This window comes from Streptomyces sp. cg40, assembly GCF_050320165.1.
GTDB lineage: Bacteria > Actinomycetota > Actinomycetes > Streptomycetales > Streptomycetaceae > Streptomyces > Streptomyces hokutonensis.
This window is the reverse complement of the sequence record NZ_CP190128.1, coordinates 2079025-2098013: the sequence shown is the minus strand read 5'-3', so window position 1 is coordinate 2098013 and position 18989 is coordinate 2079025. Positions and strand designations below refer to the sequence as shown.

Genomic DNA, 18989 nt, shown 5'->3' with positions numbered 1-18989 from the left:
TCGGTCACCCACGGCTCCGGACGGCGGGCCCATCGTGTCGTGCCGTCGGCAGCGCAGCCGCTTCGTCTCATGCGCCTGTGACGGCGGCGCCCAGCGCGATGCCGTCGAAGGCGGTGGGCAGGGCCAGGGCGTAGATGTGGAAGGGTTTGCTGGTCAGGTCCTTCGGGTTGCCGAAGAGCTCGGTGCGTTCCGTCTGCGGGGCGGGGACGTAGAGATGACGGTCGCGGCTGATGAAGGAGCCGTCGGGGCTGATGAGTCCCGGGTTCGAGGCGAGGATCTTTCGTTCGCCCGACGGGGGCAGGAGCACGATGCGATGGTTGTCGATGTCGGAGAGGTACAGGTTGCCGCGCGTGTCCATGGCGCAGCCGCCGGAGAGCGGGATGTCGGCCACGTGCTCGACGTGGGCGGCGAGTTGCTCGTCGGCGATGCCGGGGTCGCGCAGCAGCCGGGTGGAGGCGCGGCGGAGGGGGCCGGTCGGGGAGCCCCAGTAGAGCCAGGTGCCGTCCGGACTGATCTCGATGAGGTCGCTCTTCGGCGTCTTGTGCCCGTTCACTGTCTTCCCGGACGATGCGGAGGCCGTGGGGGAGGCTGTGGTTGGCGTCGAGGTACCCAGCATTTCCTTGCGCCCCGAGAGGCGTCGAAGGGTTTTGCCGGTCGTCGTGTCGTGCACGATGATGGCGCCGAGCCCCGAGTCGGTGACGTAGAGCGTGCTGCCGTGCATCCGCAGGTCGTTGAGCCGGGCTCCGGCGGGCAGGATGTCGTCGTCGAATCGGAGGACGTCGAGGATCGCGCCCGTCCGGGCGTCGAGTCGGACGATCTTCTGCGCTCCCGGTTTCGGCGTCGAGAGGTTCTTCGGTGCCGAGTCGGGACGTAGCCCTCCCTGGTCGACGCACCACACGGTGTCGTCGGCGAAGGCGTGCACGCTGTTGACGTAGACGAAGGCGTCCCGGCCGCTGTCGCCACGTTTCCAGTCGTTCCAGGAAGTACCGGGGAAGGCGGCGACGGTGCCGTCGGTGGTCCTGTGGGCGAGCGACGGGGTCGTCTCGTGGCCGGGGAAGCGGGGCAGACCGAGGAAGAGTTCATGTGTACTGGTCAGTGCCACTTGATTGGCCATCCAGGGTGAACTGACCGCGATCGTGAGTTTCAACTCTGGTTCGGTTGCGGCGGAATGAGAATCGGTCCCGCAGCCGCTTGTGGCGAATGCCCCAGCTGTGCCCATGGCAATGGCGCCAGTTGTGGAAAGGAAACGTCGCCGTGCGATGTCCATTGAATTCCCTGGTCTCGGCTGCGGATTTCAGTACGTCCGAGGGAAGACGGTTCCGTCGAAGAGTTTCCGGGCGGTCCGCACCAGGCTGGAGCGGCGAACGCGCGGAGGTGTGGTGGCGGTATCCAGATCGATGCCGATGTCGAGTCGGCCGGTGGGGTGTTCGACGCTCAAGGAGGCTCCGGGGGCGGGGAGTTGGGCGAGGTCGTGTCCGACGGCACCCTCCAGGAGGACCGCGGTCGCCACCGTGACTGCGCCGAGCACACCTATGGAGTCGTGCGGATGTAGAGGGATGAAGGTGCGTGTACTGATGGCGCCGCCCTCGCGTGGTGGCGCGACCAGGGTGGTCTTGGGGACGGGGGCGTCCGTTACATCGCCCAGGCCCATGAGCTTGCCGGCGGCGAGCCGCAGCGACTGGACGCGTTCGCGCAGGCCGGGGTCGGCGGCGAGTTCGGCGGGCGTCTCGTAGCCGGAGACGCTCAGGTCGACGGCGGCGGCGACGACCACGGGCATCCCGTTGTCGATACAGGTCACGGCGATGCCGTCGATCTCGTCCCGGACGTTGCCGGTGGGCAGCAGGCTCCCGCACGCGGCGCCTTCGGTGTCGGCGAAGTCCAGCACCACGGGAGCCGCCGTGCCGGGGACACCGCTGATCGCGGTCTCCCCGCTGTAGTCGACGACGCCACCAGGAGTGGAGAACGTGGCGGTTGCCAGGCTGTCGGAGTTGACCATGCGAATTCGTACCCGGGTTTGTACGTCGCCCGCCGGAACCAGGCCGCGCTCCACCGCGAAGGGCCCCACTCCGGCCAGGAGGTTTCCACAGTTCTGCCGGTCGGAGACGGTGGCCGCTTCCACTCCCACCTGGAGGAACAGGTAGTCGATGTCGGATTCGGGGTCGGTGGATCGGGAGACGACGGCGACCTTGCTCGCGAGCGGGTTCGCGCCGCCGACACCGTCTATCTGGCGGGGGTCGGGGGTGCCCATGACCCGCATGAGGAGTTGGTCGCGTTCGTGCGGGTCGGTTGGCAGGTCTCCGGCGAGGAAGTAGGCACCCTTGGAGGTACCGCCGCGCATCAGCATGCAACGGATCCCAGTGGTGGGGGTGGACGACATGACCTTGCCCTTCGTGGAGGGGCGGCAGTGGGCGAGTGGGCGCAGCCGGCAGGACTACTGGCTTTTGCGCGACGGCAGTTGACCGTTCGACGGGAACGCCAGCGCATTCCCGGGCGAGAAGTGGAAGGGGAATCCGTGGGCGAAGTAGGTGTCCCAGTACCCGCACTGGTGGTTCGTGGCGGTGTCGGAGACCAGGGCCGGGCCGTCGCTGTTGAAGGCGATCTCGTGCGGTGTGGTGGGGGAGTAGCGCGGGACTGTCGGCAGCCCCTGGACGGCTGGCTTTCCGGTCCGGGCGAATGCGGCCCAGTAGGCGATCATGTCGCGGGACAGGCGCTGCTGTTCGACCGTCAGGGTGGCGGAGCCCTTCGTCCCCCACAGGTACGGCAGTTCGGCCGAGTGCTCCGGGCCGCCGTCGATGTTGCCCGCGGCGGTGGTGTCACGGAATTCGTACACGTAGGTCGGAACGGACGCGCTGAGCGAAGCCGCGTTGGAGAGCATGGGGCACGTGAAGGCGACGTCCGTCTTGATCTGGGCCTCGGCAGCGCCCGGCACGCTGTAATCGCTCAGAGGATAGTGATCCAGCACCTGTGAGGCGGTGGTGGCGAACGACGCCTGGATGTCGCTCTGGTACGTGGCGGGCGTCACCGGTCGGCCGGCGGCGTCCGTGGCGGAGTAGATGAAGAACGCCCCCTCGTCGTCGGTGGTGCCGATCAGCACCGGCACATGGTTGAACGCGCCCGTGGCGAATGCGACCGGTGCCTGCCTGGGCAGCGCGGGTACCTGCGTGGTGGGGTACCAGATCTGTCCGGCCGCCGACTGCGCCGCGAGGACTTCGGCGGGCGACTTGTTCCGCAGGCACGTCATCACGGTCGTAGCCGATGCGGAGTTGTCGCAGCCGATGGCAGTGACGAAGGCGGCGTCGTTCCGCTGGGCATTCTTGCGGTCGGCCTCAAGGCAGGTGAGGCCGCTTTCGACGACCGCGCGGCTGAACAGTCCTGCGGCTTTCGGGGAGGCCAGGAGCGTGCAGACGGACTCACCGCCGGCGGACTGGCCCGCGATCATCACGCGGCTCGGATCGCCGCCGAACCGGGCGATGTTCTGCCTGACCCAGCGAAGGGCCTGGATCTGGTCGAGCAGACCGTAGTCGCCCGAGGCGGCTCCGTTGTCCTTGTCCAGTTGCGGAAGCGTCAGGAAGCCCATCGCACCCAGGCGGTAGTTGATGGTGACGACGAGCATGTTGCCCTGGTCCACCATGGAGACGGGTTGGTACTCGTTGCTTGAGCCGCTTCGATAGGCGCCGCCGTAGATCCATACCGCGACCGGCAGTTTCGAGCTGGCATGTGCGTCGGACGGCGTCCACACGTTGAGGTTGAGGCAGTCCTCGCTGCTGCCCGTGCCACTGGCTCCGGTCTGCGTGCAGGCGGGCCCGGGCGCGGTGGCGTCCCGTACGCCGGACCAGGAAGCGGCCGGCTGGGGCGGCTTCCAGCGCAACTGGCCGACAGGAGCTTTGGCGAGGGGAATGTCCTGGAAGGAGCGGTAGGTGTCGGTCGTGGTGCCGGCGACGGCGCCGTTCGCTGTGTGAACGATCCTGTCTCCCGTGACCGAGCCTGTAGTTGGAGTGCTTGCCGCGGCGCTGCTCACGCTCATGCCGAGCAATCCGGCGATGGCCAGGATGAGCGCGCAGACAGTGGCCACGGAACTCCGGAGTCCATCTGCTGGTGGGAGGCTGTTGTTGGTCTTTTTCGCGCGACTCATGGAACGAACCTCTTCTCATGAGGCCCGGGCGAGGAGTCCGGGCAGAATGCGAATCAGGTGGTCGAGGCGGTCAGGGGAGGACGACGAGGCCGTCGTCGTCGACGTACACGGTGTCGCCGGGCCGGAAGGTGACACCGCCGAACGTCACGTCGATGTCGCGTCGGCCGGCGCCCTGCTTGTCGCTCCTGAACGGGTTGGAGCCCAAGGCGGCTACCCCGAACGGGAGTTGGCCCAGGGCAAGGACGTCGCGGACCGCGCCGTTCACGACGACACCGGCCCAGCCGTTTCCGACCGCGAGCTCCGCCATCTGGTCGCCCATGAGGGCACAGTTCAAGGAGCCGCCGCCGTCGACGACGAGTACCCGGCCCGCGCCGGGCTCGGACAACGCCTGGCGGGCCAGGACGTTGTCCTCGTCGCACAGCACCGTCGCGATGCTCCCGCGGAACGCGCGCAGGCCGCTGTACAGTGTGAACTGGGCTGCGCAGGCGTCGATGGATCCTTCGTGCTCGTCACAGAGGTCGGCTGTGGACCAGGTCGTCAGCTCAGCGGCCATGGGCGTCTCCTTCAGAAGCGGTCGCCCGCACCCCGCCACCGGCCGGTACAGGGATGCGGCGCCAGCGCAGGTGTCGGCTCTCGACGGTGCGCGAGGTACGGATCTCGACGACGGCGGTACGGGCCGCGAGCGCGTCACGCGTGGCGTCGCCGAGTTCGGCGAGGTCGGTCACCTGGCGGCCGACGGCTCCCATCGCCTTGGCGACGTCGGCGATCCGTGGCGTGGGTACGACGGCGAGCTCGCCGGTGTCCGGGCCTGCGTTGAGCCGGTGGTATTCGGTGCCCAGCGCCTCGTCGTTGAGGACGAAGGCGGTGAGATGTGCTCCGGCGCGCACGGCGGTGTCGAGGTCCTGGGCGTGCATCATGAATCCGGCGTCGCCCTCGATGACCACGACGTGTCGGTCGGGTGCGCCGAGGGCGACGCCGACGGCGGTGGTGAGTCCCTGACCGATCGAGCCGAAACCCTGGGCGAGGTGGAAGCCGCGTGGGGCCGGGGTCCTCAGCAGTGCCGACGCGAAGCCGGAGCAGTGGCCGTTGCTGACCACGATCACCGCGTCTTCCGGCAGCGCTTGGTCGATGGCGAGCACGGCGTGCCGCGGATCCACGGTTCCGGGTGCCAACTGCGGTCGGTAGTCCGTCAGTTCGGCGCTCCAGCAGTCCGGCAGTGGACGCGCGAGGCGGAACCACGGCTCGGTCGGCCCCTGGGGGCGGAGAGTTTCGAGGATCAAGGTGAGCGTCGCGTGTGCCTCGCCCCGCACGCCCGAGTTGTCGGCGGTGGTCTGGTCGCGATCGAGTGCTGTATCGAGCCGCACCAACCTGGCGTCGGGAAAGAGCTGCCCCGATCGGGTCGTGCTCGCGCCGACACCCGCGCCGAGCGCGATGACGAGGTCGGCGTCGCGGAAGACCGGCTCGGCGTCCGGGTGGGTCAGACCGCCGGCGATGCCGAGGTCGAGGGGATGGCCGTCGAACATGCCCTTGGCCGGCAGGGTCGTGGACAGCGCCGAGCCGGACAGCTCAGCGAGTTCGCGGACGAGGGCGGACGAGCCGCTCGCCATCACCCCGCGCCCGGCGAGCAGCACAGGTCGCTTCGCGTCTCGCAGCTCCTTCACGAGTTGTGCCGCGGCGGCGGTGTTGACCTCGTCATCGAGCCCGGCGGGTACGGGCTCGGACACGACGGCGTGGGGCACTGCGGCGGAGGCGTCGATGAGGTCGGCGGGGATGCCGACGACGACGGGCCGTCGGTCACGGGCGGCTTCGGCGATCGCCGCCGCCACGACGGCTCCGGCGTCGTCGTGCACCGTCACCGGCCGATAGACGGCCTCGCACGACTCGACCAGCCGGCGTTGGTCGAACCGTTGCGCTCCGGTGTAGCGGGTCGGGGTCTCTCCCGCGATCAGGACGAGCGGTGAGCGGTTGCGGGCGGCAACGAGCAGTGACGTGGCCGTGTGGCTCAGGCCCGGACCGTGGGTCACCGAACAGAGGCCCACCCGCCCCGACGACCAGCCATAGCCCTCGGCCATCGCGACCGCGGCGCTTTCGTGGCGCACCTCGACGATCTCGACACCCGCTTGTGCCAGGGCGAGTACGAGGTGCATGTTTCCGTCACCCATGAGGGTGAACAGGTGCGTGCAGCCGTGTTCGGTGAGGACGCGGGAGACGGAATGGGCATGGGTCGGCACAGTGCGTTCCTTCTTGTTGTAGGGCGAGGATCCGGGCGCTCGGGCCGGGTCAGAATTGGTAGCGCCGCAGGCCGCCGTCGCAGGCGATCAGCGTGCCGGTGACGTACGACGCGAGCGGCGAGCAGAGGAAGACGGCCAGTGCGGCGAGCTCCTCCGGGCGGCCGTAGCGTCCGACCGGGATCTCGCGCGCGTGCTCGGCCCGTTCCTCGGGGGTGTAGTTGCGGGACATCTGCTCGGTGAGGATGCGGCCCGGCGCGATGCAGTTCACGGTGACTCCGTGTGCGGCGACGTCGCGCGAGAGTCCCTTCGACCAGGCGTGGATCGCGGCCTTGGCGGAGAACTCGGGGCTCATCCGGGTCGGTTCGGATTTGCCGGTGATGTTGACTACGCGGCCCCAGCCCTGCGCGACCATGGCAGGGACCAGTTGTCCGGCGAGTCGGCGCTGCTGGGTGAAGTTGAGCCGCATGGCGATGTCCCAGTGCTCCTCGGCGCCGTGTGTGCCGCTCGGCGCGTGGCCGCCGGCGCTGTTCACGAGGATGTCGACCGGGCCCAGGCCGTTGCCGGCCTGTTCGGCGATCCGCTCGGCGGCGTCGTTCTCCATGACGTCCTGGGTGATGATCATCGGTCGGTCGCCGCCGAGGGGCGCCAGTTCCTCGGCGAGGAGTTCCAGCGATGCGCGGCGGCGGGCGACGAGCGCGAGCCGCACGCCCTCGGCTGCGAGGAGGGTGGCGATCGCGCGGCCGATACCGGCGCTCGCGCCCGTGACGATCGCGGTCTTTCCCTTGAGGAGGTGGTCCATGTCGTCCTTCTGTTCGTGCTTCGATTCGCTTCCCTGGTACGGGAGTTGGTCAGCCGATCGGCTGCCAGCCGGGAGCCGACACGGCGCGCTCCTTGCGCAGGGAGACGTTCACCATGTCGCCCCGCTCGATGCCGGCGGCCCGGCCGTCCAGATCGATCTTGAAGTCGCTGCCGCCCGCGGTGCAGGTCACCTCGGTGCGGTTGCCGAGGAACTCCACGACCTTGACGGTCGCGGGGAACTCGTCGGTGCCGGGCAGTCCGGCCGGGGTCAGGGTCATCGCTTCCGGCCGCAGGAGGACCTCGATCTCCTGACCGGCCGTCACGGCGTGCACTCCCGCCGCGATGGGGATCGTGGGCGCTCCTTCGACGCCGGTGAGCTGGGCGGCGGGAGAGCGGCCGGCTTCGGTCACGACGGCACGCAGGACGTTCACGGGGCCGAGGGCTTCGGCGACGAAGCGGTTGACCGGCGCGTCGTAGAGGACGCCGGGCGGTCCCACCTGCTGTACGACGCCTTCGCGCAGCACGATCACCCGGTCCGACAGGGCGAGTGCCTCGGCGCGGTCGTGGGTGACGTACAGGGTGGTCAGGCCGAGGCTGCGCTGGAGTGTGTGGATCTCGGTGCGCATGCGGCTGCGCAGTTCGGAGTCCAGGTTGCTCAGCGGTTCGTCGAGGAGGAGCAGACGCGGACGGGTGGCCAGGCCGCGGGCGAGTACGACGCGCTGCTGCTGGCCGCCGCTGAGCTGGCTGGCCGAGCGCTTGCCGAATCCGGAGAGACCGACGAGGTCCAGGACTTCCTCGACCCGGGGGCCGATCTCCGCCTTGGCCACCTTCTGCGCCTTCAGGCCGTAGGCGATGTTCTGCGACACCGTCATGTGGGGCCACAGGGCGTACGACTGGAACACCATGTTGAGGGCGCGGTGCTCGGGCCGTACATGGGTGCGGGCGTCGGCGACGAGTCGGTTGTCGATGGAGATCGAGCCGCCGGCGGCCCGGTGCAGGCCCGCCACGCAGCGCAGTGTCGTGGTCTTGCCGCAGCCGCTCGGACCGAGCAGGGTCACGAACTCGCCCTCTTCGATCCGGAAGGAGACCCCGTTGACCACGCGGTTCGTGCCGTGCTCGGCGATGAGCCCGTTGACGTCGAGGATCACCGGGCGCGTGGGGGCTGTCGGCTCCAGGAGCTCAGGGTTCATGAGTCCTTTTTCCTGTCGGGGTTGAGGACGAGCCGCAGCAGGCCCATTCCGATGAACATGACGACGACTTGCAGAACGCCGACGGAGGCGGCCTTGGTCAGCGCGCTCTCGGAGTAGTTCCAGGCGACGACCGAGAGCACGTTGGAGTCGGGCGCGTACAGGACCACGGCGACGTTGAGCTCGCGCAGGGCCAGCACGAAGATGAGGATGAACGCCGAGAAGACCGACGGACGGATCAGCGGCAGCAGCACCGACCACACCGTCCTCAGGCGTGAGGCGCCGCAGACGAGCGAGGCCTCCTCCAGGGTCGGGTCGATCTGGTGGAACCCGTTGGAGATGAGCCGTACCGCGTGGGTCACCGAGATCGAGACGAGCCCGATACCGATGATCGTCATCGTCAGATAGAGGGGCGTCCGGATGAACAGCAGCAGGATGCCCATGCCCATGACGAGGCCGGGAAGCGCGAGCGGTGCCGTGGCGATGTACACCATCGCGCCGCTGGTCGGCATGTGCAGCCGGTCGGAGAGGTAGACGATCGCGAGGCCGATCACGATGCAGACGGTCGGCACCACCACGGCCAGGATCAGGGAGTGGATCGTCGCCGTACGGACCTCGGTCGTGTCGATCGTGTTCCACATGTTGGCGAAGGAGAGGTGCATGTCGGCGATCGACGGCGCGAGGTACTTCGAGAGCGACATGAGCACCAGGGCCGCGAACGGCACGGCGAAGGCGACCAGGCCGTAGCCGATGGTCACGATCCATACGACGGCCGCCGTCGCGCGGTTGACGCTGATCCGGCTGTTGCGGTGTCCGCGCCCGCTGACGGACACGTATCGGCCGCTGCTGCGAATCGTCCGCTGGTAGAGGTACAGGCCGACGAGACAGGTGATCAGCAGTTCCGCGCTGATCGCGGCGCCGAGGGGGATGTTCTGCACGTCACCGTAGAGGGACTTGTAGACGTCGACGGACAGCGGCTGGAAGGCTCCGGCCTGGCCGAGGATGCTCGGTACGGTGAACTCGCCCATCGAGAGGATCGTGACGAACAGCGCGGAGGAGAGGATCGAGGGGCGGAGCATCGGGATCGAGATGCGCAGGGTCGTGGAGAAGATGTTCCGCCCGTTGACCAGCGACGCCTCTTCCAAGGTGGGGTCCAGTCCGCGCATCGCGGCCGAGATGAACAGGTACGAGTAGGGCACGTAGTGCGTGACGAGCACGAAGACCATGCCGCCGGCGGTGAGGATGTTGGGCTGGAGCGCGCTGGGGACGTGAAGGTCGTGCAGTGCTCGGTTCAGGACGCCGGTCTGCGGGGTGGCGAGCCAGATCCACGCCACCGCGGTGACGAAGGGGGCGACGAACAGCGACCCGATGCACAGCACTTCCCGCAGGCGGCTGCCCCGCATCTGCAGCCTGGTGGTGGTCCACGCGAGCGCGGTGCCTATCACCGTTGTCAGAGCGGCGACGACGAGTGCGAAGACAATCGTCTGCCCGAGCAGCTTCAGCATGTGGGCGGTGGCGAAGACCTCGCGGACCGCTGAGAAGTCGAACCCCGAGCCGAGGTCCGTGGGTTCGGAGAGCACGGAGGCCACCACGACATAGGCGACCGGAGCCAGGATGAGCACGGCGAGCACGGCCCAGGTCACCGGAAGGAGGACGATGCCCGCGCGCCGGTTGCTCACCGGGGGCAGGTGGTCGTCCTGCACCGACGTGGTGGGGCCGGCGAAGTCGGTTACGGAGCTCACGACCGCACCCCGAAGACGGAGTTCCACTTGGCGAGGAACTTCTGCAGGTTGTCGCCCTGGAGACGTGGGTCGGTGCGCCAGCCGACCCAGGGGTCGGCCACCTGCTTGTACCAGGAGAACTTGTCGGCGTAACTGGTGTTGTCCGTCCAGCCCTTGGCCGACGACTCACCGCCGGCGGACTTCGTCATGGCCTGTTGTCCGGCGAGCGTCGCCGTCCATTCGCTCCAGAGCCGGGCCGCGGCGGGATGGGGCGCTGAGCTCGGTATCGCCTGCATGAACTGCGTCGCGTTCATCTCGGCCAGGGACGAGAACTGGACGGGCGCCCCCTCGACGGCGGCAGCGCCGAAGATGGACTCCTCACCGAAGTCGGTCGCGTAGTAGGTGCCGGCCGAGATCTGCTGGGAGATGGAGGCGACGCTGTCGGTGATGGCGGGCTTCTGCTTGGCGAGCTTCTCCAGGTATGACCAGCCGTACTGGTCACCGAGTCTGTAGACCAGGTTGGCGTAATAGGCCATGCCGGAGCCGCCGTTGGAGGGGGAGATCAGCACGATCTTGCCCTTGAGCGCCGGGTCGAGCAGCGCGTTCCACGGGTCCGCGGCGAGCTTCTTCTGCACCGCGGCCGGGGTGACCTTGGTGTTCCAGGCGATGCCGCCGGTGGACTGGAGGAGCGGGTACATGTAACCGGCGACGACGCGGTCGTTCGGGTAGAGGTCCGCGGCCTGTGGTGTGTACTTGGCGATCCACTTCTTCTGCACGAAACCCTGCAACTGGGAGTAGTTGCTGGTCTCCAGCAGATCGGCCTGGTTGCGGCCGGCCTGCTGCTGGGTCTGGAACGTCGTGCCGAGCGTCGCACTCGACAGCCGCAGTATCTTGACCTTGACGCCGTACTTCTTGGTGAAGTCGGCCGTCCAGCCCTTCATCTGGTCCGTCTGGAGAGCGGTGTAGATGGTGAGGGTTCCCTCGGACTTGGCGCTCTTGACGAGCGCGGTCAGGTCGGTCGTCGACGTCTGCTTCGCGGCCTTCTCCGACGTCGCCGACAGCCCCGAGCCGCCGCACGCGGCCAGGGCCGTGGAGCACATCAGCACTGTCATGGCCGTGAGGGCGCTTCTTCTGCGGAATGTGGTCACGAGCGCTACTTCCCATCCGGCAAGATTTCGGGAGTGTTCTCCCCCTGTTACGGCGGAGTACTGCGAGGAACGAAACAGCCGGGTTCGTGGGGGAGTCAACCAAGAAAAGCGAGGGGGGTGAAAAGCCTCGCTGATCGCCTGGGGGCGACGACGTGACCTCTCTCATCCGCACGCTGTATTCACAGGTACGAAGCGTGCGGAACGAGGGGAGGGCGATCAGCGGAGCCTTTCACCCCATTGAGAACTGCTGCTTGACGCTCTCTTCGCGACGGTCGTTGACTGATTCAGCCGCCGGGCTCCGAGCCATTCGCACCAGGTCTCGCCGTTGACGCCGGGGCGGCATCCCGCACCGATTCGTCTCAAGGGCTATGAGGTCTCCTATGTCACGCAGCAGCAAGTGGTCCGTCGCGCTCGCCGGAGAGTGCATGGTGACCCGCCCCTTCGCCATGCACGACGAGCCCGAGTTCCTGGCCGTCGTGGAGAAGCTCCGGTCCAGCGACCTCACCTACGCCCACGTGGAGACCAACTTCGGCCACTTCAGCGAGGTCGACGCACCGTCGCGGGGTGATCAGATCGGCAGCTACTTCCTCACCGACCCGCAGGTCGCCCACGACCTCCGATGGGCCGGCGTCGACATCGCGTCACTGGCCAACAACCACAGCTTCGACTTCGGGGCGAAGGGAATCCTCTCCACCATCAGCCACTGCGACGCCGCGGGAATCGCCCACGCGGGCACCGGCCGGGACCTGGAAGAGGCCCGGGAACCCGCCTACCTGGAGACGCGCAAGGGTCGCGTCGCACTCGTCTCCACGAGTTCGGGCAACAAGTCCCACGAGTGGGCGAGCCTCCCCAAGGCCAGCCTCCCCGGCCGCCCGGGCGTGAACTCGCTGCGGCCGATCACCCGCTTCGTCATCGACGAGGACGCCGCCGCCAAGCTGCGCGACATCGGCGGCAAGCTCGGGATTCTGCGGGAGACCGGGATGAACGTCGAGGGGAGCAGCGGCCTCCTCATGAAGGCCCGGGAGGGGGAGTTCAGCCTGGCCATGCCGAGCGACCAGTCGACGACCGGATCCAACCTCTTCACGGTCTCCGACCACTTCGGTGTCGTCACGAGCGGTGACGAGCGGGACGTCGCCGGCAACCTCCGGACCATCGAGGAGGCCCGGATCATGGCCGACCTGGTGCTGGTCGCCCACCACTGCAGCGTCTCCGAAGGCGGACGAGGCAACAAGCCGCCCGCCTTCATGCGCGACTTCGCACATGCCGCGATCGACGCCGGAGCGGACATCTTCATCGGCCACGGCTGGCACAAGACCCTCGGCATCGAGATCTACCGCAGCAAGCCGATCTTCTACGGCGTCGGCAACTTCTTCGCGCAGTCCGAGTTCGTCCGCCGCGTCCCCTTCGACGCCTATGAGTCGTGGAACCACGACACGGACCGGCTTCCGACGCTCACGCCGGCGGCGCATCCGCTGCACCCGGGCCTCACCGCGGGGAACGAGACCTGGTGGAGCTCGGCCGTGATCAATCTCGTCATGGAGGACGGGGAGGTACGCGAGATCGAGCTGCACCCGGTGGAGCTCGGGCGTGAGGTCAGCAAGGAGGCCCCGCTGCGCCGCCCGGTCGGAGGCAGTGACCGCTCCCTCACCGACGGCCGCCCCCTGGCCGTGACCGGACCGGACGCCGAAAGGATCCTTGAGCGGTACCAGCGCTTGTCCGCCGACTTCGGCACCGAGGTCGTCATCGACAACGGGGTCGGCCGTATCAAGCTCTGAGGCACGACGGTGGCGATCTGGTTCACGCCGCGTGTACACGCACTGCGTGAACCAGGCTCGTCTGATCGACAAGGACCACGTAGTCTTTCGGCCAGGAGGGCGACAATGACCGAGAGCTCAGGTCCCCACCGCCAGCAGTTGCTGCGCGGCCTGTCATTCGATCACCTGTTCGCGGTCCGGACGGTGGCAAGTGCCGGATCGTTCCGCGAAGCGGCCAAGATCCTTTGCCTGAGCCAGCCGGCCGTTTCCCAGCGGGTCCATCACATCGAGCACATCCTGGGATCACCCATTTTCGACCGGCATTCCGGTATCGGAGTCACTCTCACCGACGTCGGCCGAGCGTTCCTGGCCTTCTGCGACCGGGCGATGGGCGTCTTGGACGAACTGCACGCCGACATAGCGCAGGACGACGGCGGCGATGCCGAGACCACGTTGAGCATCACCGCTCCATCGGACAGCATCCAGTACTTCATCATCCGGCTCCTCCCCCTGCTACGCGCGCGGTTCCCGCACCGGCAACTGCGCGTCACCCAGGCGGGATCGCGCAGCGAAAGCCTTGGAATGGTGAAGAGCGGCGCCGCCGACCTGGGGTTCTACCGCGTACCCGCAGATCCGCAGCTCAGCACGGTCGCCCTCATGGACGAGAAGCTGCACCTGGTGGCCGCGCCCGGCCATGAGATTCTCCGCATCCCGGTCGGGGAACGGGCCGGTGCGCTGGGGGCCTACCCCTTCGCCACCTACGTCGCGTCCATGCGGTCGCGGCAGCTCGTGGAGAGGTGGGCGCTCAAGGCGGGTGCCAGGCTGCGCGTCGACATCGAATCCCAGAGCCTCGACGTGATGAAGCAGGCGGCCGTCAGCGGCTCCGCGATCACAGTGCTCTCCGGGCCCGCCATCGGAGACGAGCTGAAGGAGGGCCGTCTCGCGATCGTCGAGATCGACGGGATGCCGCTGGTACGGGCCACCGCGATCGTGGTCCGCCCGGGCGACGAACAACGCCCGGTCATCCGCGAGTTCATCGAACTCCTCGTCCGCGTCGGACGCGCAGCTTCGGATGACGCTACCCCAGAGGTCCGCTGGAGCCATGACTCGAAGGTCGCGGGAAACGCGATCCCGCTGCCTGTTCCTGTGGGGGGTGTATCGGCAGCGAATCGGTGATGCCGTCCATATCCGACGTGGCTGGCTGGAAGAAGACCTTCGCGAGGAAGTCCAAGCCCGTTCTGTGGCGGGCCTCGGCCCCAATGGCGTCCGCCTACGGTGCCGACGGCCGCATCAGAACGGTGAGGTCATGGAAGGCCCGCGAGGTCGTCTCGTCGGCTCATCTCACGCCGGTTCTGACGAGGTGCCAGGCCAGAGGTGGCTGTTACGCATTTCGACGGCGGGTCCCGATCCGCCGGATCACGAAGGTCGCGGCGTACGCTCCCGCGAGCGGGGCGAGGAGATAGGCCGGCAGGAGTGAGAAGGCGCCCGAGAACAGGGCGGGGCCGAACTCACGGGCAGGGTTGGCGACTCCGCCGGAGAGGCTACCGAAGGCGATGATCTGAGCGGCGATCATGGTGCCCACCGCCCAGGGGGTGAACGGGCCGAGTCTGCTGCTGGAAACACCGATGCCGGCAATGGCGACGATGACGAACATCGTGCCGGCCTCGGCGGCGGCGACGGCGGCCCAGGACCAGCCCGCGGCCGGTTGGACGGCGGCGTAGTTCACGGCCGGGGCGCCGATCACCGGTCCCCACACCAGCCGGCCGACCGCGACCCCGAGGACCGAGCCCACCAACTGCCCGGCCATGAAAGGGGCGACGGCACTGCCCGGCGTTCGACCGTAGCGCCACATCGCCAGGGTGATGGCCGGGTTGACGTGGCCGCCGGTCACTCTGCCCCAGGGCGAGAGCATGACGGCGGTGATGGTGTAGCCGGAGACAGGGGCGAGGGCAAGCAGTCTGCCCTCGGGGGTGTTCCACCAGCCGTCGGCGCCTGGGGCGAGGGTGCCCATCAGCCAGCGGACCGTGGTGACCACGACGAACATCATGAGCGTGGTCAGGGCGAGTTCGAGGAGCGCGGAGCGGAGAATGCCCCTCCGGGAGGGCTCTCGTGTGTGCCGCCGGATGCTGGGGGCCGCCTGGACGGGGTTCGTGGTCATAGCGGTTGCGTCCAGGTGGCGTCGGAGCGGGTCAGCGTGAACGTGGTGACCGTGGCCGCTGCCAGGAGCAGCGTGGCGAACAGCAGGGGTAGAGCCGGGTTGCCGCCATGCAGGACGACGATCGCTCCGACGAGGCCGCCGGTGAACATGGCCGCCGCCGAGAGCGAGCGGCGGCCCGTCTTGCCGCCCGCCCCGCCTGCGGCGCGGCTGTCCGCGGCGACGCCGGTGATGGTGAGCGTCAGGACGGTCGTGGTCAGGTCGGGTACGGCCAGGGCGCGGGCCGCGGCGTTCTGTACGCCCATGGCAAGACCGAGGAGCGCGATCAGGGCGTACCGGGCGGTGCCGGCGTTCGGCATGTCGGAGGCCGCGGCGACGATGTACGCCGCCAGGACCAGAGCGGTCTCCAGCAGCATGGCCAGGTGCAGTACCCGGCCACGGTGGGCGCGGGCACTGTGCGCGAGGCGGCCGCCGAACAGAGCGCCCGTGGCGAACGCGGCGAGTGCCGCGAGCGACGCGGTGAGGGAGAAGCCGGGCGCGCCGGCGATCGCGAAGCCGGAGAAGACGACGTTGCCGGTCATGTTGGCCACGAAGACGTGGCCCAGGACCAGGTAGCTGAACGCGTCCACGAGGCCGGTCACCACCGTCAGGGTGAGCATGAGCGGGGGAAGCGGGCCGTGGCGGTCCTTCATGTCGGGGACGACGGTGGCCCAGGCGTCCCGTAGCGCGGCAGGCATGGCGGTACTCCGAATCGCAGGCAGGGGAGCAGGGCGGTTCCCCGCAGGTGCGCGGCTGCCGGGAACCGGTGTTCAGTCTCCGGCCCGAGCGAGCGTTCCGTCCAACATGTGGATACGGGTTCAGTGATCGGTAATGCCGATCGTTATTTCGTGGTGTGTCGTTCCGTCACGTCGAGGAACGCCGCTGCGGCCGGGGCTAGCCGCCTGCTGTCGTGGACCGCGCAGACGATGTGGACGGCGGCGTCGTCCGCGAGGCGGAGCGCGCGAGCGCCGAAGGGGAGGCGGGCCTCGGGGGCCGCACCCGCAACGGAGCCACCATCGATGATGGACGAGCGCGGTACGACCGTCACGCCGATGCCCCGTGCGGCCAGTCGGATCATGTCGTGGATCTGGCCGACCTGGAAGTGCTGACCCGCTTCCACTCCGGCGCGGGCGAAGGCGGCCTCGACCTGGCGGCGCAGTCCGCTGCCCTGGGTGAACTGGATGAGCTGGTGGCTCTCCGGCAGGTCGGCGAGGTCGGCCACTTCCCGGTCGGCGAGAGGGTGGTCCGCGGGCACGATCAGCACGAGTGGGTCGCTGGCCAGGACGCGATGGTCGAGTCCGTCCGGGATCTGTCGCGGGCCGAGGCCGACGATCGCGATGTCGAGGTCTCCGGCCAGGACCGCGGCGGCCATCTCCGAACTCGGTGCGTTGGTCACGTGGAAGTCGATGCCCGGGTAGCGGGCGTGATAGTCGGCCATCACCTCGACCAGGTCGACCGAGGAGGCGCGGGTCTGGACGAGGCCGAGGCGCAGTCGCCCGCGCCGTAGCCCGGACAGGGCGTCGAGGGCGGCCTGGGCGTTGTCGACGTCGGCGAGGATGCGGCGGGCCAGTGGTTCGAGGAGTTCCCCGGCGGCCGTGAGCCGTACGGAACGGCTGGTGCGGCTGAACAGCTGGGCGCCCACGTCCTTCTCCAGGCGGGCGACCTGTTGGCTGAGGGCGGACTGGGCGACGTAGCAAATGGCCGCGGCCTGCGTGAAATTGCGGGTTTCGGCGACGGCGAGGAAGTACTTCAGATGCCGCAGGTCCATCCCACCAGCCGATCTCTTGTATCGATTGATTCGAGCGAAATCATGTGTTGGACCGATTCATTGTGGCAGACCTAGCGTCGAGGAGTCGCCCGACGACCATTTTCCGCTTCCGCGTCAAGGAGCCCCTCTTGTCCAGCAGCACCATGCCCGTGGGTGGCATACGCCCGTACGACGGGGTCCAGCACCCCGCCGAGCTCGTCGTCCGCAACGCCCGTATCCACACCGGTGACCCTGTGCGCCCGGCGGTGTCCGCCGTGGCCATCACCGACGGGGTGTTCACCGCCGTGGGCGACGACTCGACCGTGGCCCCGCACATAGGCCCTGCCACCCGCGTCGTCGACGCGCTCGGCCGACGTGTGATCCCCGGCCTCAACGACTCCCACCTGCACGTCATCCGAGGAGGCCTCAACTATCTGCTGGAACTGCGGTGGGACGGCGTACGGTCGCTGCGCACCGCGCTGCGGATGCTCCGCGAGCAGGCCGAGCGCACGCCGAAGGGGCAGTGGGTTCGTGTCGTCGGCGGGTGGACCGGCGAGCAGTTCGCGGAGAAGCGCCTGCCGACCGTCTCCGAGCTGAACGCCGCCGCCCCCGACACCCCTGTGTTCGTGCTGCACTTGTACCAGTCGGCGATCCTCAACCGGGCCGCGCTGGAGGCCGTCGGCTTCACGCGTGACTCGCCGAACCCGCCCGGCGGTGAGATCGTCCGCGACTTCGCCGGCAACCCCACCGGCGTCCTGCTCGCCGCGCCCGCCGCCGGACTGCTCTACTCCACCCTCGCCAAGGGCCCCGTCCTCGCCCCCGAGGACCAACTCGGCTCCACCCGCCACTACTTGCGCGAACTGAACCGCTTCGGCATCACCAGCGCCATCGACGCCGCCGGCGGTTTCCAGAACTTCCCCGACAACTACGCGGCCGTCACCGAACTCGCCGAGCGCGGCGAACTCACGGTCCGTATCGCCTACCACCTCTTCCCGCAGACCGCGGGACAGGAACTCGACGACCTGCGCCGCTGGATCGGCATGGTCAGCCCCGGCGACGGCGACGCATGGCTGCGCTGCAACGGCGCCGGCGAAAACCTCGCCTGGTCCCCGGCCGACTTCGAGAACTTCGCCGAACCCCGCCCCGAACTCACTGCCCGCGCCAAGGACGAACTGGAGGCGGCGGCTCGCCTGCTGCTCGGCAACGGCTGGGGCTTCCGCCTCCACGCCACCTACGACGAGACCATTCGCCAGGACCTCGACGTCTTCGAGAAGATCGCCGCGGACGGGGGCTTCCCGCCCGGGACGCGCTGGCTGTTCGACCACGCCGAGACCGTCGGCCAGGAGAGCCTGGACCGGATCAAGGCCCTGGGCGGAGCCGTCTCCGTGCAGAACCGGATGATGTTCCAGGGCAAGGCGTTCATCGACCGCTACGGCGCCGAGCGCGCCGCGACCGCACCCCCGATCCGCGCCATGCGCGACACCGGCCTGCTGGTCGCTGCCGGCACGGACGCCACCCGCGTCTCCAGCTACAACCCCTGGCTGTCACTGGCGTGGCTGGTCACCGGCCGCACCATCGGTGACACCCTCCTCTACCCGATCGAGAACCGCGTCGACCGCGCCACCGCACTGGAGATGTACACCAGCGCGGGCGCCCACCTCACCGGCGAGGCCGACGTCAAGGGCACCATCACCGAGGGCAAGTACGGCGACCTTGTGGTCCTGTCCGCCGACTACTTCTCCGTGGCCGACGAGGACATCGACCGCATCGAGGCCCTGCTCACCGTGGCCGGCGGCAAGATCGTGTACGCGGCCGGGGAGTACGAGGGCATCGCCGCCCCGCTGCCGGAGATCAGCCCGGCCTGGAGCCCGGTCGCCCGCTTCGGCGGCTTCGCCCGTGACGGCGGCTCGGGTGCGCGGCAGGCCCATGCCTTCACCGAGGCCGCCGCCGACTCCGAGGAACAGCGCGCCTGGCGCGAACGCCGCGGCGAATTCGACCGCGTACCGCGGCAACTCGGCGGCGTGCTCGACCCGCTGGACGGCTGCTTCTGACGTACGTCCTCAGCCGCACGCCTTTG

At 68.7% G+C, this 18989-nt stretch carries 15 protein-coding genes; 3 read left to right on the top strand and 12 right to left on the bottom strand.

All coding sequences use genetic code 11. The features are described from left to right. Positions 1-67: 67 nt before the first annotated feature. The 9 genes from ACQHII_RS09300 to ACQHII_RS09260 form a co-directional block, all read right to left on the bottom strand. Positions 68-1114 (bottom strand): hypothetical protein, encoded by a 1047-nt coding sequence (locus tag ACQHII_RS09300; RefSeq protein ID WP_427918828.1) that lies wholly within the window; start codon positions 1112-1114, stop codon positions 68-70. 180 nt (positions 1115-1294) lie between these two features. Next, entirely contained in the window at positions 1295-2377 is a 1083-nt protein-coding gene (locus tag ACQHII_RS09295; RefSeq protein ID WP_427918827.1) for a 4-oxalomesaconate tautomerase, read from the bottom strand. Between the two features lie 54 nt (positions 2378-2431). After that, positions 2432-4072 (bottom strand): carboxylesterase/lipase family protein, encoded by a 1641-nt coding sequence (locus ACQHII_RS09290; RefSeq protein ID WP_427918826.1) that lies wholly within the window; start codon positions 4070-4072, stop codon positions 2432-2434. A 130-nt stretch (positions 4073-4202) separates the two neighbouring features. Continuing rightward, the gene (gene rraA / locus ACQHII_RS09285; protein ID WP_427918825.1) at positions 4203-4685 is read right to left on the bottom strand and encodes a ribonuclease E activity regulator RraA; all 483 of its coding nucleotides are present in this window, start codon (positions 4683-4685) and stop codon (positions 4203-4205) included. Next, positions 4675-6363 carry a thiamine pyrophosphate-binding protein gene (locus tag ACQHII_RS09280; protein ID WP_427918824.1) on the bottom strand — a complete coding sequence of 563 codons (1689 nt, stop codon included), beginning with the start codon at positions 6361-6363 and terminating at the stop codon, positions 4675-4677. The genes rraA and ACQHII_RS09280 overlap by 11 nt, the downstream gene beginning before the upstream one ends. Positions 6364-6412: 49 nt before the next feature. Then, the gene (locus tag ACQHII_RS09275; RefSeq protein WP_427918823.1) at positions 6413-7162 is read right to left on the bottom strand and encodes an SDR family NAD(P)-dependent oxidoreductase; all 750 of its coding nucleotides are present in this window, start codon (positions 7160-7162) and stop codon (positions 6413-6415) included. Between the two features lie 49 nt (positions 7163-7211). Next, complete coding sequence (locus ACQHII_RS09270) at positions 7212-8351, bottom strand: ABC transporter ATP-binding protein (RefSeq protein ID WP_427918822.1); 1140 nt, start codon at positions 8349-8351, stop codon at positions 7212-7214. After that, entirely contained in the window at positions 8348-10090 is a 1743-nt protein-coding gene (locus ACQHII_RS09265) for an ABC transporter permease (protein WP_427918821.1), read from the bottom strand. Before ACQHII_RS09265 ends, ACQHII_RS09270 begins: the two co-directional genes overlap by 4 nt. Further along, positions 10087-11181, bottom strand: a complete 1095-nt coding sequence (locus tag ACQHII_RS09260) for an ABC transporter substrate-binding protein (RefSeq protein WP_427918820.1) — start codon at positions 11179-11181, stop codon at positions 10087-10089. Before ACQHII_RS09260 ends, ACQHII_RS09265 begins: the two co-directional genes overlap by 4 nt. Positions 11182-11597: 416 nt before the next feature. On the opposite strand from ACQHII_RS09260, the gene ACQHII_RS09255 reads away from it, so the two are divergent. Both ACQHII_RS09255 and ACQHII_RS09250 read left to right on the top strand, forming a co-directional pair. Beyond that, the gene (locus ACQHII_RS09255; protein ID WP_427918819.1) at positions 11598-12992 is read left to right on the top strand and encodes a CapA family protein; all 1395 of its coding nucleotides are present in this window, start codon (positions 11598-11600) and stop codon (positions 12990-12992) included. Positions 12993-13097: 105 nt separating this feature from the next. Beyond that, a complete protein-coding gene (locus ACQHII_RS09250; protein WP_427918818.1) occupies positions 13098-14147 on the top strand; it encodes a LysR family transcriptional regulator in 1050 nt (349 codons plus the stop codon). Between the two features lie 205 nt (positions 14148-14352). Here ACQHII_RS09250 and ACQHII_RS09245 read toward each other — a convergent pair whose 3' ends face one another. The 3 genes from ACQHII_RS09245 to ACQHII_RS09235 all read right to left on the bottom strand — a co-directional run bounded on the left by ACQHII_RS09245 (position 14353) and on the right by ACQHII_RS09235 (position 16933). Beyond that, on the bottom strand, positions 14353-15129 hold the full coding sequence (locus ACQHII_RS09245) for an aquaporin (RefSeq protein ID WP_427918817.1): 777 nt from the start codon (positions 15127-15129) through the stop codon (positions 14353-14355). Then, positions 15126-15863 carry a DUF1275 family protein gene (locus ACQHII_RS09240; RefSeq protein ID WP_427918816.1) on the bottom strand — a complete coding sequence of 246 codons (738 nt, stop codon included), beginning with the start codon at positions 15861-15863 and terminating at the stop codon, positions 15126-15128. The genes ACQHII_RS09245 and ACQHII_RS09240 overlap by 4 nt, the downstream gene beginning before the upstream one ends. 143 nt (positions 15864-16006) lie before the next feature. Beyond that, positions 16007-16933 (bottom strand): LysR family transcriptional regulator, encoded by a 927-nt coding sequence (locus tag ACQHII_RS09235; protein WP_427918815.1) that lies wholly within the window; start codon positions 16931-16933, stop codon positions 16007-16009. Positions 16934-17076: 143 nt separating this feature from the next. On the opposite strand from ACQHII_RS09235, the gene ACQHII_RS09230 reads away from it, so the two are divergent. Continuing rightward, entirely contained in the window at positions 17077-18963 is a 1887-nt protein-coding gene (locus tag ACQHII_RS09230; RefSeq protein ID WP_427925265.1) for an amidohydrolase, read from the top strand. Positions 18964-18989 lie beyond the last annotated feature (26 nt).